This is a genomic window from Pseudoalteromonas sp. APC 3495, assembly GCF_030407645.1.
Taxonomy (GTDB): domain Bacteria; phylum Pseudomonadota; class Gammaproteobacteria; order Enterobacterales; family Alteromonadaceae; genus Pseudoalteromonas; species Pseudoalteromonas tetraodonis.
The window spans coordinates 1-15,744 of sequence record NZ_JASDDA010000051.1 but is presented as its reverse complement, the minus strand read 5'-3'; the positions used below and the strand labels follow the sequence as shown (position 1 = coordinate 15,744).

9 protein-coding genes are annotated in these 15,744 nt (G+C 38.1%); all 9 read right to left on the bottom strand.

What is annotated here, in order from left to right; genetic code table 11:
* Positions 1 to 32: 32 nt before the first annotated feature.
* On the bottom strand, positions 33 to 1,763 hold the full coding sequence (locus tag QL984_RS15915; RefSeq protein ID WP_024603149.1) for a dynamin family protein: 1,731 nt from the start codon (positions 1,761 to 1,763) through the stop codon (positions 33 to 35).
* Complete coding sequence (locus QL984_RS15910) at positions 1,763 to 5,431, bottom strand: patatin-like phospholipase family protein (RefSeq protein ID WP_024603148.1); 3,669 nt, start codon at positions 5,429 to 5,431, stop codon at positions 1,763 to 1,765. The genes QL984_RS15915 and QL984_RS15910 overlap by 1 nt, the downstream gene beginning before the upstream one ends.
* A 233-nt stretch (positions 5,432 to 5,664) precedes the next feature.
* Entirely contained in the window at positions 5,665 to 6,759 is a 1,095-nt protein-coding gene (locus QL984_RS15905) for a hypothetical protein (RefSeq protein WP_024603147.1), read from the bottom strand.
* Positions 6,760 to 6,821: 62 nt separating this feature from the next.
* Positions 6,822 to 7,259 carry a hypothetical protein gene (locus QL984_RS15900; RefSeq protein WP_024603146.1) on the bottom strand — a complete coding sequence of 146 codons (438 nt, stop codon included), beginning with the start codon at positions 7,257 to 7,259 and terminating at the stop codon, positions 6,822 to 6,824.
* 44 nt (positions 7,260 to 7,303) lie between these two features.
* On the bottom strand, positions 7,304 to 7,996 hold the full coding sequence (locus QL984_RS15895; protein ID WP_024603145.1) for a hypothetical protein: 693 nt from the start codon (positions 7,994 to 7,996) through the stop codon (positions 7,304 to 7,306).
* Positions 7,997 to 8,006: 10 nt separating this feature from the next.
* Positions 8,007 to 11,030, bottom strand: coding sequence for a DEAD/DEAH box helicase (locus QL984_RS15890; protein WP_024603144.1), 3,024 nt, complete (start codon positions 11,028 to 11,030; stop codon positions 8,007 to 8,009).
* An 18-nt stretch (positions 11,031 to 11,048) separates the two neighbouring features.
* Positions 11,049 to 12,767, bottom strand: a complete 1,719-nt coding sequence (locus tag QL984_RS15885) for an EH signature domain-containing protein (protein WP_024603143.1) — start codon at positions 12,765 to 12,767, stop codon at positions 11,049 to 11,051.
* A 2-nt stretch (positions 12,768 to 12,769) separates the two neighbouring features.
* On the bottom strand, positions 12,770 to 13,528 hold the full coding sequence (locus tag QL984_RS15880; RefSeq protein WP_024603142.1) for an OmpA family protein: 759 nt from the start codon (positions 13,526 to 13,528) through the stop codon (positions 12,770 to 12,772).
* Positions 13,528 to 15,705, bottom strand: a complete 2,178-nt coding sequence (gene zorA / locus QL984_RS15875) for an anti-phage ZorAB system protein ZorA (RefSeq protein ID WP_024603141.1) — start codon at positions 15,703 to 15,705, stop codon at positions 13,528 to 13,530. The genes QL984_RS15880 and zorA overlap by 1 nt, the downstream gene beginning before the upstream one ends.
* Positions 15,706 to 15,744: the final 39 nt, after the last annotated feature.

Sequence of the window (15,744 nt, the reverse complement as noted above, 5' to 3'; positions counted from 1 at the left end):
TATATATAAATCTATATCTTAATTATTCAAAATTATGCCGAGGCTATATCGACTGTAATGCTCGCTTTTTTATCGTTTACTATGTGAACTTTCACACGCTGGCCTTCACTAAAATAATCACTAATTACAGCATCACCCAACTGGGCTTTTATTTTTTGTTTAGTAATAATGATGTCGAAATCGGTTGGTACCTTTTCTTCTATTTTAATGTGCACGCCCACTGCACTTAACTTAATTACTCGCCCTTGCAACGCGGTTATATCAGCAATAGCCGACAGTTGTTTAATACTGCCTTGTACTAGCGCTTCAAATACTAATGACTGTTTGGGTATATTATTGTTACCAAGTGAGCAAGTCGTATTACTTGAGCTCAATGCGACAGAGCTTGGCTGCATGGTTGTTTTTACATTTAGCAACTCGCATAACTGCGTTATTTGCTCTTGTAATTGCTGCTGTATTTTAAGGGCAACTTGCTTTTGTGTTGCTAAGGCATTTAACTGCGCTTTTGTTTTGTTGCTTATATCGTCTAAATGTTGTTTGTTTTTATCGGATATAGTCTCACCAAAAATAAGTTCTTTAATCGTACCATTTGTTAAGCTATGAATTTGACGAGTAGAATCATAAAAATTTATATAGCTCTTAAATATTTGCTCTGCTTGCCATAAAACAATCGAGCCATTTTTACCTTTACTCACGGTTTGTAATAAATCAGTTAGTACGGTTTGGGAGCTTGAAAACTCTTTATTTAACTGCGCTGAGTACCCTATTACGTCTAAAAAATTAATTTCAGCTCGTTGTAAGTCTTGTTTTGCTGTATTAATAATTTGTTGTATTTGTGACTCTGGCTTTTTATCCGCTTTACTAATCACCACTAATACAGGCTGAGTTAGCTCTAAGCTTTTTAAAAATTCAATATCTTGCTGTGGCACAGTGCCATTTTGCTGATCGACCAACCAAATTAAATAGTCTGCACTGCGTAAATGCTCACGAGCAATGTTTTCGTCGGTATTGTTTTGTGTGTTAATTATATCGTCGGCTTTGCTGTAACCTGGGGTATCTAAAAACACGAGGTTAGGGTATTTAAAGTCTTCTCGTTCAACTGATATTAGCTGTAGTAAATGGCTAAAGGTTACGCCAAAATGCTCATTAAATGCATGACATATAGCTTTTAATGCTTCTTCATCTATTGCTGTTTTTTTACGATAAAAATTAAGTGCACTTATTGCATTTTGCTCACCTAACGACAGATAAGTAGGAATAGATGTAGTGGGTGTTGTGTCTGTTGGCAGCAACGAGGGGCACCCTAATACGGAGTTTAAGAAGCGCGATTTACCTGCACTAAATGAGCCACCAACTGCAACGGTATAGTATTTTTCAAGATGCGGAAAAGCAGCAATTTCATTTAGCTGTTTTTCAAGCAATAACAATTGAGCATAAGTATACGCCCCCGTGGTGTTATCGTCTTGTTTAGCAAGCTGTAAAAATTCATGTTCAATCGTGTGTTTAATTTCGGCTAATAAACGGGCAACAGAGGTGTTGCTATCGCCATTCGCAATTAATTGAGCACATAAACTTAATCCCTTTTCGCTTTCGTATAAATATTGATTTACCCCCTCTGGTTTTTTATTTTGAAATGAGGCTTGTGTTTGAGCTGATTGCTCATTTGCATTACTACTTCCACTGTTACTTATACCACTATTTTCATTATTACTTTTATCAAGGTGGCCATTCATTAAGCTGTCAAAATCTAAATCATTACTCACTAGCTAGCTTCCTTTATAGCATCGGTTTTTATTTGTGCGGGTTGATTAGTTTGCTGAATTTGAATTAAAGCGTTATCGAACTTTAACTGCTGCTCGTTAAACGCGTCTTCGTTTTGCTGCAATTGTTGTTTAAGCTGTTCAATACTCTGATTGAAGTCGTGTTGCTCTTGCTCAAATGAGCTTAAAACGGCTTGTTTTATTTTTATTACCGCTGTATTTAGCTGTTGTGTGCAATGCTCTACCGCCATATTAACGGCTTGAGGAATAACTTGCTCACGCACTTGTGATTCTATTAGTTGCTCGCGCTCTTCTGCGTTATCTTTTCGACCCAATAACCCCCCAATAATACCAGAGACAATTCCACCTAGAGGGCCTAAAATAACTACAGCGACTCCTGCCGCTACCGCTGCATACGTTGCTGAAAAGGCTTCTTTTTGCTCTGCTGGTACATTAAGTGTAATTTGTACATCGCTATGTTGTTGCTCGCTTATGATATCGAGTTTTTTATCTAACTTTTGTAATTCTTGCTTTACTAAGTTATCAACACCTTGTTGTAAAACGGGCCTTAGTAGGTCATTTATTTTTTGTGATACTTGATTCGATTTAGCCGCACTGACTAAAACTGATACCGATGAGCCTAACACATGTTGAGAGCGCTGAATTAACTGCTCTTTTCCTACGCTACATAGGTTATATTCAAGATCGTTAAGTGACGCATGAAGTTTTTTTTCTACAGAGCTAAATGCATTTTGGGATTTATTTATTTGTTCTTGAATTTGGGCTTCAGTTGACTGGCTAGATTTTTTTAGGCCATTTATGGCGCTGGTTATATGCTCTGTTAACTTAGCTAGTTGCTGTGAATAACGCTTACAAAGTAATGTATCAAACTGATTTAATGCAGTGTCTACTGCATTGTCAAAATCAATTATATTTTTGTTAGTACCTAAATTTTCGATATGGCCAATCGTTATATCGCTTTCTAATGCTTCGGTTAAATACGCTTGCAGCTGACTCTTAACCGCTAACAATTTACTACTTGGCAGACGGTTAGATTTAGACACAATATGAGCAATGTCTTTTTCATAATTAAAATTGATTTCTTGCAGTTGATTAATGGCTGTTGCATCAAAGGCCTTTTCTGAGGGGATTAAATTTATAAAATAATCACCACGATCCAAATAACAAGCAATTGCCTTTGAGTGGCCAGCATTATTTGATGCAAAACCCGGCATATCCACCAGCACTAAATTAGGACGGTTCTTAAGCTTTTGGTTATTAATAAAAACCTGAATGTAGAATATATTCTCATCAACTTTTAAGTTTTTTAACTCGCTTAATGCTTTTCGCTCACTCAGCTTACTATCAATATAATTAATTATGATGTGCTCGTCTTCGCTATAACTTAGCTCTGTAGCAACCGCTGTTTCAGGGTTTATATCGCATTTAAGATAGTCATGCCCTAAGTAATTATTAAGTAGTGAACTTTTACCAGCTGAAAATTGGCCGATTACGGGCACGATAACTTTAAATTGTTCAATTTTATTTTGTAAAAAGGCAAGATCATCACGGATATTTTTATTAATTAAAATATCATCGTTAATTTTTTTATACATAGTAACTTGAGCCAACAATTGAGCTTGCATCGTTGAATGCTCATTAGCTGACAGTAGATTTAAACCTCCCGTATTTGAGTAAGCAGGCGGCCTTTTATCGTTACATTTTAGGCTATGCAATAATTCCAGCCCTAACTCATAACCACTCAATTTATTATTGAGTGCTAAGCCGAGTTGATGTTCAATGGTTTGATTTATTTCTTCAGCTGTTGCGTAGTTTTGTGCATCACTTGCTATTTGCAGTCCTTTTAATAAAGGGTGAAACTGCTGATGTTTAGGCGGAACAGGTAAAATGGCGTTTGCTTGTATATTATTTAAAAATAACTTAGCGGAGCTAGGACTAAATAAGCTATATGGTGTTAATAATGTTTGATGCAAGCCAGTATCATGCAATAAATTTATGTAGCAACTGAGTTCACTATTAGACCATTCGCGCCCTAAATCATTATAAAAACCCAAGGTTACACTAATTAATAATTCACTTGGTTGCAGTGTATTTAAACTGATGCATTTTGATTTTGTATTGTTATACCAATTATTTACTAATTGACTTCGTTCTAGGTTATCAATTCTATTTTCAAGTTGGTTGAATCTAACATCGCATTGATGAGCTAATGCTTCTATTCCTTGCTTCATTAATGCAACTGATTGAAAAACATTTTGTTCTAGTTTTTTAACGCTGCCATATAACACATTAACCTGAGTCATCAGGTAGTTTGTTTTGTTAGCAAGGGAAACCATCGCTTCCATTGTTAGTACTTGTTTATGGTTGAGCTTTTGAATGAGTAATTGGCTTGAATATATAGCTCGATTTAAATCATAGTTAATACCCGCTTGTAACTTAGCATTGCTCCCCGAGACCGAGCCGAGAACTCGACTTACATAGCTTTGCTCAAGCTGCGCGTTTATACGCCCCTCGGTAGAGGCTAGTGTTGTAATTGTATTAAAGGCATGTTCAAGTAATTCATTAGAGTTATCAGCAAATTCATCTATCAAGCTATCAACATTTTGATTCGCTATCTCTCGCTCTTGCTGATTTAACGTATGGGCAAGTTCGCTTAATACATCTTCTAATGAATCTGGAGATGTTAGCTGCTTAGAATCTAAAGCTCTTTCATCACGCAACCGTTGGTTTACTAATATCTGATCGTTGAATTGTGTGTTTGAGGCTGCAAACTCAAAAGCGGCCTGCATAAAGCGAGCTTCATCATCCATAAAAGGCTTAAATTGCTTAAGAATTTTAGCCGTGTCGCTATAACCTAATTCAATAAGGTTAGCCGCATTTTCTTTTGTAAAATTAAGCGGCTCAATTAAGCCTGCGAATGCTTGCGACGGAACAATATTCCAAAAACTAACCCCAGGATACTGCTTACTTGCAGTAACAGTATCAGCTTGGCGATCCAAGTAAATATTAATAATGTGAGTGCAGTTGTGCTGCTCAATTAGTGGTTTGTAAGGTGTGTTATCGCTGTATAAAGGAAGTACGCCTCCGTCAACATAATTTGTGCCGTCTATCTCAACGGCTTTAAAAACAGCGGGTATCGCAGAGGTTGCCAGTAGCCACTTTTTTTTGTTTTCATCGCTTAATGAGTTTAACTGAGGATAGACTAGATCGCCATTTTTAGCTGTTAATGCACATAAATGCAGCGGTAAATTATTACTGTCGATAGAATTGCAAACATTGCTTTGGTAAATAAGGTCAGCAAGTCCATCTTGTGAAAAAGCCCCTGCACCACCTAATAAAGAGCTAAGCGTCATCAATGCTTTAGGTGCAACACCCGGTAAATAAGCTCCAGCTGCGAACTTAGATACAGCAATAGCTATATCTTCTGCTTTAAGTGTTAAGACCTTGCTTGGTGCAATATCAAGCCATAACTGCTCAGCGGAGCAGTAATCACCTGCTGTAAATAAAGAAGCATTTAAGCCACCAACAGAAGTACCCGCAACTGCTTCAACGTTTTTGGCTATACCAAACTCATTTAGTGCCTTCCAAACGCCTATTTCGTATGCGCCTTTACCACCACCGCCAGAAAAAACCAAACCTAATTTAGTCATAAATATCCTTTTCAATTAATGATTAACCTTTAAAAGTTAACCACTTAACCCCCTTAACTTAAGCTAATAGACCACTTAAAGCATTTCAAGGTGTTTTTAGTTACACCTGTTAATAGCTGAGCACTAATGGCATGATCACGGGTACTCAAATTACATTCAAGTAATATAACAATACTGACGAGAAATAAATTTTTACAAGCTTGTGATTTCGACTGTTACACTTTTTGTTTGATCTATGCCTTGAGATTATCCTTGAGCGCTTTAACTAATCGTTTTGCCTTATCGCTTTCAATCGAACAACTTGTTGTATACGGATGGTGAATATTAAATTGGTTTCTTGCATCTGCGGGAGTAATTGAACCACTAAAATTGTCGTCAGTTGTACACTGCCATTTAACATTTAACCTGTGAAGATGATACTCAGATACAGGATCATTCACAATTGGCTGGTTTAACAACTTATAAGTTGACGAGGAGCTTTTTGGAATTTCAGCAACACCAATAGCACCATAGCCATTAGCATAAGCTATTAAAACATCTCCAGGTATAAAGCTATTAAGTAACCTATCCCCTTTGTCGCCCTCTGCTCCATCAAACCCAGCAGAAACAACGGACTTTTCTTTCAAGTAAGCCCAGTTTTTAGGTTCTGTAGTGCCAATATTGTACCAAAAATACTTTGGCTCACGCTCCATTGGACTAAACTCTAGTGGAAAGGTAGACTCTGGAGAACGGTCAAATACAACCGAAAAATCAATATATTGTGTTCCATCGCTATGCTTTGAAACACTATATTGAACGCACTTAAAACCAACGCCTTTATCTGAAAGCCATTCCCCCATCGAAAACAACGTACGATCAAATTTATTCGCAATTAAAATGATACGATTCTTTGTATTTATTTTTTCTCTGTCAATTTCTGCTGAATCTATAAAAGATTCTACAGACTCAACATATGATTCATTAACTAACTTTTTATTTTTTATAAATTTTTCGCCTTTGAAGCGAGCAATATGAGCAAGGTATTGCAATGCTTGCGTATCCACCCCCAAACAACCAAGGTCTTTTTTCAACTCAATAACTACGCCATTCCCATTTTTATCAAGTGCTAAAACATCAAGCCTTTTACCATTAGCAATTTTAACTTGGTTTTTCAGTAGAATAAGCTCTTCTCCAAAAATACCTTCATTCAGTAATTGAGTTGTACCGTTATTATTATCATTTCTTTGGTTTTCCATTATAAGTTGCTCAAGTTCAAGCTCCCCCATACTTTGCGAGTTAACAGCTTCTAATACTTGCTTATTATCTTTTGAGATTATTTTGAATAACATATTTCGTCCTAATTCTATTCATGAAACTTTAGGTACATAGACTTTTTTGATGAAAATTTTACTTAACTTTTGCAATTAATCATATAAAACTCAAAGCTCGGTTGCTGCTCGTTTAAATCGGTGCAAACACCCGCTGATACATATAAGCATCCGTTACCCACTAAAAGTTTATCGAGCTCTGATATGTATTGAGAGTAGCTATCGAAAAGGTTTACTTCTGTGGCTAGCTTTTTATATCCAAGTAATGATGTTGGTTTACATTCACTCGATTTCACAAATTCGGTTAATGCTTGTTGAGTTGTAAAAATTTTAAAGCCGTTTCTACATTCATTTAAAGAAGCTAATAAGTCTGCAAAATCGAGTTCAACAAATGTAGACTCTTCCATTATTTTTATAAAGGTAGCAATCAACTCATCTGAGTAAACATCACCAAAATTATTTTTGATTTCACCTGATATTTCGTTATTTATCTCAGCTGAAAATGGTTGGTAATCTTTCAAAATAAAACCTCTTTTATTGATGAGTTTAAAGTATTAACCAGCTCTTATTTTTTATGGTAATCACTAAAATTAATGATATTACTGTTATCAACTATTTCGTTTGATGACTCATCATCATGTTGTTGAGCAGTAATCAGCGATTGGCAATAAGTGAGTAGGCGCTCTATGGGTATGAACTTCTCTTTGCGGCCAGTAGTTTTATTAGTAATACGTTTAGGTTGGGTGTTTAAGTAAATAGCTAACTCAATGGCAAGGGCTTTAGGTAAATTATAAAGTCCCTCTTCCTCTAGTGTTTGGGTAACCCAAAGTGCAGCGTCGCTAATATGCCCGCTTATACTTAAATCGGTGTTTTTAACCCAGTGCGGCGTGAATTCTATTTTAGCGAGTTCACTTAACAGCACCGCTATATCGCTGCGTGGTATTAACTGATACACCTCAAGTGTTTGTGCCATCATTAATTGCCACTCATATTCTAAGCGCTGAGTTAACTCTCCTTGCGATAGCTTTAAACTAACCGGTATAAAAAACGTAAAGCGGCTATTAGCCTCACAAACTATGATTGTTTTTTCACGAGATTTATATCTATTATCAATAATCTGTAATTGCCAGTTAAAACAATGACTATCGCTAATGAGGGTATTTACCCCCGCTTGTTTACCTGGTTCATTAGGCAAACGAGGTAAATCAGCTTTTAGGTATTTATTAAGTGCGTTTGAGGCGCTTAGCTGGAGTTTCATAGATTTAACCTCATAACCCCATTGACGACATTAGTTCATGCTCACTCACCACTTCAGGGGTTACTACTGCATCTCTTAGCATTGTTTTCTTTGCAAGTAGCTTGTCTAGGTTCACATCAAACGAATCATATTCTGGATGTAAAAGGCAGGGTAAGTGAATAAACACAGGCTTTTTTTGACCAATACGATAAACACGGTCGGTAGCTTGCGCCTCTTTTGCTGGATTCCAATGGCGCTCTAAGTGCACTACGTGATTTGCACCAATAACTGTTAGGCCAACGCCTGCCGCAACAGGCGACATAATAATAATATTAAAGCCGTCTTTGGCTTCAAAGTCGGTGATCATCCCTTTACGAGAGAGCTGTTCTTTCTTAGTTGCCATCGCTTTACTATCACCATTAATAACATGGATGTTTAGCTCATAAATTTTATCTAGGCATATTTTAAGAACAGCTTGAAGTTTTTTGGTTGTTGCAAAAATTATTACCTTCTCTTTTTTGTTTTTTATATCTGACAATATATCTAACAACATGCGCAACTTTTCAGACTCTTGTAAATTACGCTGAGCATCTTTTGCATTATTAGGTGGCTGTTTAAAAACCTCATCAAGCCTTGGATGCAAACTAACAGCCCTTAATTGCTGTAACACAGTTAAAGCATGGCCGCCGCCCTGCTCTTTCGCTTTTTCAGCTCTATAATCTTCAACAATTTGGTTGTAGCCAAGTAATTGTCCGCCGGTCATATTACGAGCGAGTTCAGGTGCAAATGCCATATTGTCGGCTAAATCTTTATGAATGCCTGTTTTTATTGTTTTAGTCGGCATTCCGGTTAGTTCGTCTTCCTTGGTTCGACGTAACATAAACTGGCCTGCAGCATTACGTAAGTCGTTGCCAACGTCTAAACGTACCTCTGCTTTTTCTTCTTCATTAGCACTGCTTATTGGCTTGATCCAGCGTTCTCTAAAATAGCCCCAATCGCCTAATAACCCTGGTTGTGCTGTATCCATTAAGCACCAAAACTCACTTAAGCTATTTTCAACAGGGGTGCCTGTTGCCAATAACTTAAAATCAGCTTTTAAGCCTTTAGCTGCCCGAGTAGCTTGGGTATTCGGGTTTTTAATATTCTGAGCTTCATCAAATACCACCACCCCCCAATCAATTACGCATAGTGAAAACTGATAGTCTCGAAGTGTTTGGTAGGTAGTAATAACAACACGTCTATCCATGTCCAAGCGCTTTGTAGCTGCATCAGCTCCAACATGTAAAGCGTAACGAATAGATTCGTGATCTGCATGAGAGTCATCGATAACTGTGGCCAGCTGCATAGACTCTCTTTCAGCACCTTTAACTCTAAACTCTTTTAAATCTCTTGCTGACTGTAATACCTTAATATCCCTAAATGGCGACTCATTAAAAGTAGCATCAACCTCTTGTTCCCAGTTTTCTAATAAGCTAAGCGGTGCAACTATTAATATAGGCTTTTCTGATTTATTATTTTGCCTTTGTATCGTCAGGTACTCAGCCATCATTACCAGCGTCATATAGGTTTTACCTAGCCCCATATCATCCGCTAACAAAGCCCCCTGCACTCGATACATATCATCATAGTTATCTAGCTGCGCTGATTTGAGCAACGACAGCATCCAACTAATGCCGGACTCTTGGTGAGGAAAAGGTGTTCTTGCTAAATTAGTTCTGTCAAAGGTAATACTTTTATTAAGCTGCGAAACTTTATTAACGATATCTTTATTATGTTCTTCGGTGTCTTTAAGCAATAAAGAAACTTGTTCTTTTTTAACCGGCAAATCATCAGTATCAGATATATCCGTTTCATTGGATGGATTTGCCAAATTTTCCCTTACCTCTGCGAGTGTTTCAGTTACGCGCTGCTCATCGCGTATATCAATTGACTCATCATCAACAAAGACACTATCAGCATTTTGCCCTTTAGCTTGCTGGTAGCTTTGCTCAAACGATACAACGTCTTCCTCGCACTCAAGCAACTTTACCAATCGCTCTGGTGGTTCACTGTCTGTGTTAGTCGAAAACCAGCCATTGCTACCGTCACTGTCTTGACCAAAAGGAATGTGTACCATTTTGCCAATACCAGCAACTCTGAGAGAAAACCCAAGATCGAGGTTTAAAATAGATGCATCTAAAAAAGCTGAAGGGGTTTTAATAAATTCTGCCACTTTGTGTGCAGGAATGGTTCTATTTTGCAGTACTTCTTTAACTGCCTGTTTTTTATCGTCAGTCAGTAAAACAATGCGATCTTTTATTCGCATTACTTGCCCGTCGCCCTGGAGCTGAGCTAAACGATTTTGTAAGTCGTCGGATGAAGAGCCATCACCAAAGCTTGGGCTAAGCTCTAAACTACCATCAGCCCTTTGGTTTGCAGTTACTGTGATGTGTTCTGGTTGTACTAAATCAAACTTATCAAAATGTTTTAAATCTAGTTTTAACCCATCTTTAACTGCTTGCTGTAACTTAGCAACTGCCAACACATTATTTAGCTCAGTGCGGTCATCGGGCGTAAGCGACGAATGTTTTTCTACGGCTAAAACAGCATTAAGCTGCTCTGGCGTCATTAAATATTGTGTTTGCTCACTAAAAAAAAGTATCGGTCCTTTTCTTTTTACTGGGTATTTTTGATTTTCTAGCTTTGCAAACAACTGCAGCGTAAAACTACTTTTAGTTGTTCTACCTTGAATATCAACATCAAAGTCGTTGTTAAAAAAAGGCGGTAACCCTAAAACGTCTGTATCTTCGGGGTCTAATAAACATGCTTGTTCGCTGTCTAGTCTAAAGCCATTGGGTATAAGCTGTGCAATATCTCGCTCTTGTAGCATTTTAAGTACAACATGCTGAATAAGCTGGCTACCTCCGCCCTCACCTTTGTTAAGGCAATGGAATGAAGCTTCATCAGTGGCAAAATTAACGCCGTATGAGTCATAGACTAGAGAGTATTTATCGTCCGCTAAATGACTATTTTTATTATTAGGCAAAAGCCCTTTTATCAAACTAACAAGTGACATATTTTTATTAATTCCTTTTTAAATGCTCGAAGTACTATCTACTAACTTCCATTTAAAGTCTTCATCTCTACTTACTTTGTTCTCTAAACGCATTTTATTAAGTTTTTTATGTACTGTTTCGTGGCCAGCAGTAAAGTTGAAGTCTGTACTTAATACTTTAGCCAAATCTTTAGATAGCAATTGTGGATAAACTTTTAAAGCATTTATCAAGCAATCTTCTAGCATACTGTTTTCCAGAACTGCCTTATTGACTACAGGCAGTCCATAACGATTTATATACCTAATGTATTCATCTTTATAAAACAACTTTTCTAAATCGAGCTCAACACCGTTCTCTGTTAAAAACTCTATCGCTCTGTTTTGCCAAGTCGTAGGCGAATGAGTTATATCTTTATAGTTGCTGTTAGGATAAGTATTCCTAAATTCTCGTGGAAAGCGATGTATTAAATCAGAACGAGTAAATTCACTGAGAGAATAATCTATTAGCTTTTCACTCGGAAGCCCCATGTATATCCAGAGTTTAAACTCATGTGAACCTTCTACTATGTGAAAGTCTCCACAATCTAAATAGATAATAGAAGTATGAGTTTCTTGGGAGCCACTTAAATTTATATAATTGATATTTAAGTTATTACCCAATACAGTCTTTACTGTCTTCGCAGCATTATTACCAAGCATCAAGCGGGTGTTTCGTACAAACCCATGTTCATAAAGCCCTTCTAAAAAGCGCTTACGAGCAGGGAACATTCTATTTAGCGCTTCATCACCGGTGTAATTTGCGTACTCTTCAATAGCGCCTAAAAATAACCGTAAGTCTTCTTTGGCAAGCCAACTTGTTACTGCTTTCACTCTATTCTCACCAATGGGCTTCCACCACTGGCGGTAATTTGTAGCAGTATTAGCAATACGCGGGTCGCCCGCTAAGTTCAGTACAAAGTTTTGCCATATTTCACTGGGCGCGCCAGCAGAGCGATCAATAATAATTTCAAGCGCTATGTGCCCTATTCGTTTACCTTCTTCAATAGGCATAGTGGCAACGTCATGCTTTAATAGCTCATGCAGTACATCATGTTGCTCACCAACAGGTATTTCTCTTAGCGTATCTAAGTAGTATTGCGCGTGGCAAATATCTAAAAATCGCCCTTGCGGCAGCTCGTTTAAGCGTAGTTTTTTTAATTGTTCGTTTAAGTCTAAATGATTTTGTTTGGCAAGGTTAACCAAAGCCTTAGGAGCGGTTAAATCTAGCAGCCATTTAGCTTGGTTAAGGACCGATAATATTGTGTCGCTTGTATTTTTGCGATCTTTTAAACGTTGCTCTATTTGCTGGTTAAGCCACTGCGTTAATCGGTTAAAAATATTGCCATTAACCAGTGCATCAAAATATCGATAAACCAGTGAGATTAAATTCATTAACGACGACATACCCAGTTTGGGATGTTTAGCTTGTATGTAATCTATTGTTTCTTCGTTTAATGAGGCTTTTCTTACGTCTTCTTTATCAATCCATAACTGAGTTAAAACACGCACGCCTTTTCGCTTAATTAAAATTTGTTTAAGCTTTTCTTTTTGATCGTACATAACGTAGCGATTAACCTGTTGCTCAAGGGCTTTAAACTCTTCGCCTTGCCCTGCACCATCAGCAATTTTTTTTGTTTGTACTGTTAGGCTACTCCACTGTTGTGACATACGCTCCCAGTTAAACTGAGCAAGCTCTGGAATAGGAGGTAAATGCAGCATAATTAAGGCATCTCCAAACGGCTTCTTACTGTTTCGTATTCAGCACTGGTGGGTCTACGAATTGTAAAGCGTATATCAATGCGTCTGTTTGATCTAAAATCACTCTCTGTTAGCTCTTCAACAACCATGCGCCTTGTTGCCGCATAGCCACTCACCGAAAAAAGTGGGTTGCCTTCTTTGTTAGTAATACTAGCTAAATCATGTTGGCTTGGCAGTAATTTAACCCAAAGCTCCCATAACGAAATCGCCCTAAAGGTCGATAAGCCCCAATTACCCTTACCCATCATGCCATAAAAGTTTTTACTGTCGGTGTGCCCTTCAATAAAAATAGTATCAAGAAATTGCTCACGGTTATCTTTATTTATAACCTCAGCTAGCACCTCACCTATTTCAAGTGCAGTGCCTTCAAACTGAGCACTTATATTAAATGCAGCGCTATCAAACCCTAAAATATCGTTAGGTATACTTAATACCGTTTCATTTTCGCTAACCGTGACTTGTATGCCTCGCTTACGCAGTAAATCAGCAGCTTCGTGTAATATCGTTTTACGAACACCCTCAGCCATGTGCAGCATTTCTAGCTCTTGAGTAAATGCTTGTTGTTTATTTTCTAGCTCTTCTTTGGCTTCCATAAGCTCAACCATTAACACAACAGACGCTAAAACAAATAAAATAAGCAAACCCGACAAAATATCCGAAAACGACATCCAATACGGGTTTTCTTCATCAACATTTACTTGGTTGCTTCTAAATACCCGCATTAGCTACGCTCCAATTCATCCACTAAATCAGAAATAGAGCTCACAGTTCGGCGCATCTGGTCACCAAACTCAAGGGTTGTGGTATTCCAGGTCTCCATTCGCTCTTTAACTTGGGTATTTACCTCTGATGAATAACTACGTAGCCACTCATTTGTTTGCTTTTCAATATCCGATACTTGCTTAGCTAACGTATTACTTAATCCCTCAAATGACGCTTCAACACCACGTATAAATTCACTCTGGTGTGTTTTCATTTCGCTAAAGCCGCTTTGAGCTAATTTTGCCGTACTACCAAACTGCTCTGTTGTTGCAACAAGCGAGGTTTCGAGCCCTCTTAGCACTTTAGCTTGTTCAATTACATGATTTGCTAATCCATCATTTTGCGCAGAAATACCTTTAATAGTGTCGGTCATATCAGCTAAGCGCGTATCAAACAGCTCTGTTGCCTTTAATAGATTACCCGATAACACCCCAATTTGGTTGGCGCTATTGCTCAGGTTTTGGCTACTTGTAGCAGATGACTCCGCAACCGTTTTAAGTTCTCCAATAACGTCTTTATGTTGTGCAATAACCGAATCCATATGCGTTTGCGTACGTTTTACTGCATCAGTCATCGAGGTAAGCATTTGGTCTTGTTGTGCTAGCCACTTACCTAACTGCGTTTGTAATTGCTCACGATATTCTGAGTCACGCTTGGAGGCTTCAAGCTGTTGGCTGTTAATTAATGAGCCAAACGTTTCTTCAAGCACCTTTTGACGCTGTTCAGTGCTTTGCATAAAGCTTTGTAAGCTGGTTTCAAGGCCACTGGTGAACGCCTGTTGCTGCGCCGTTGTTTTTTCGTTTTGACTCGAAAGCTCATTAACAAATCCACGGTTCGATTCGCCCATAGCGCTTTGTACTTCAGCCATAGAGTCAGAAAGCTTATTAAGCGTTTGCGATTGCTCAGTTAACCAACCACCTAATACCGACTGTAAATTATCTACATGGTTTGCTTCACGTGTTGCTTGCGATTCCTGTTGCGACTCAATCGCTGCAAACAGTTTTTGCTCCATAAGCTGTTGACGTTCTTCGCTTTTGTTCAGCATCGCTTCTAGTTGCTGGTTAAATTGCGATGATGCCCCCGCTTGTTGCTGGGCCATTAGCTCAGCTTGATTACTGCTTTGTTCAAGCACTGCACTCATTTGCGCGCTCAGGCTACTTACTGCCTCATGCATTTGTTCAGTCGACTTTTGTATAAGCTCGCCTTGGCCTCTGCCTGCCGCTTGCATGCTTTCGGTAAAGTTACTAATTAAATGCTCCAGCACGCCGCTGGTTTGTTGGCTGGCATTACTGACTAACGACTGCATAGCAGGTGCCATTACATTGTTAAGTGCGTTAGTAAAAGCATCTTGCATGCTGTCACTCACACCCGAAATCGTCTCCTGTAATTTATTACCAATTCGCTCATGCAATTCTTGCAGTGCTTCACTGCTATCACTGGTGTTTTTAGAAATATCAACAAGTGACTTTTCAGCAGGCAAACGAGGAAATAAAAAATCGATAGTTTGCTGAACTTTTACTACTTTTTTAACTATTCTTCGCTCTGTGTTCTTCTCAAACACATTAAGCAATAAACTAAGCCCTACCCCCCAAACAGAGGTCACAAATGCCATTGCCGAGCCATTAATCATGCTCGTAATACCATCTTTTAGGGCTTCTATTTCCTTCGTCTCCATGTGCAACCCTTTTAAGCCCATTGTTAAGCCTAAAAAAGTACCTAATACACCAATTGCGGTTAAAAAAGAGGGAGCTGCGGCGAGTAATCTATTTGAAGTGATGCCAGAGGCCAGTGTTCTTGGATTAAAAAAGTGCTCTGCATCTAAGGTGTTATAAACCCCTTTCTCTCGATGGTCGAGCACTAAGCTTTCATCAAACTCACGCCAAAGGTTTTTAACTACCTCGTTGTTTGAGGCCTTTGCTTTATCCTTGATAGTAGCAATATTATCGTAAAGCGAACTTGTAGTTTGGCCCGCTACAATTTCCTCAACGCCTTTTATTGTTTTTTTACTATTACTACTTAATTTGAAAACGCAGATAATCGCAAACCCAAAAAGTAATAGCATGGCAATAATAAACCAGCGCCCTAACAATGCATCTGGCCATAATAAATCTGCATTTAATAGTAAATCTTCAAACATTACTTTCTCCTAATCCCTTAGAATGCGGGTATTTCTTAC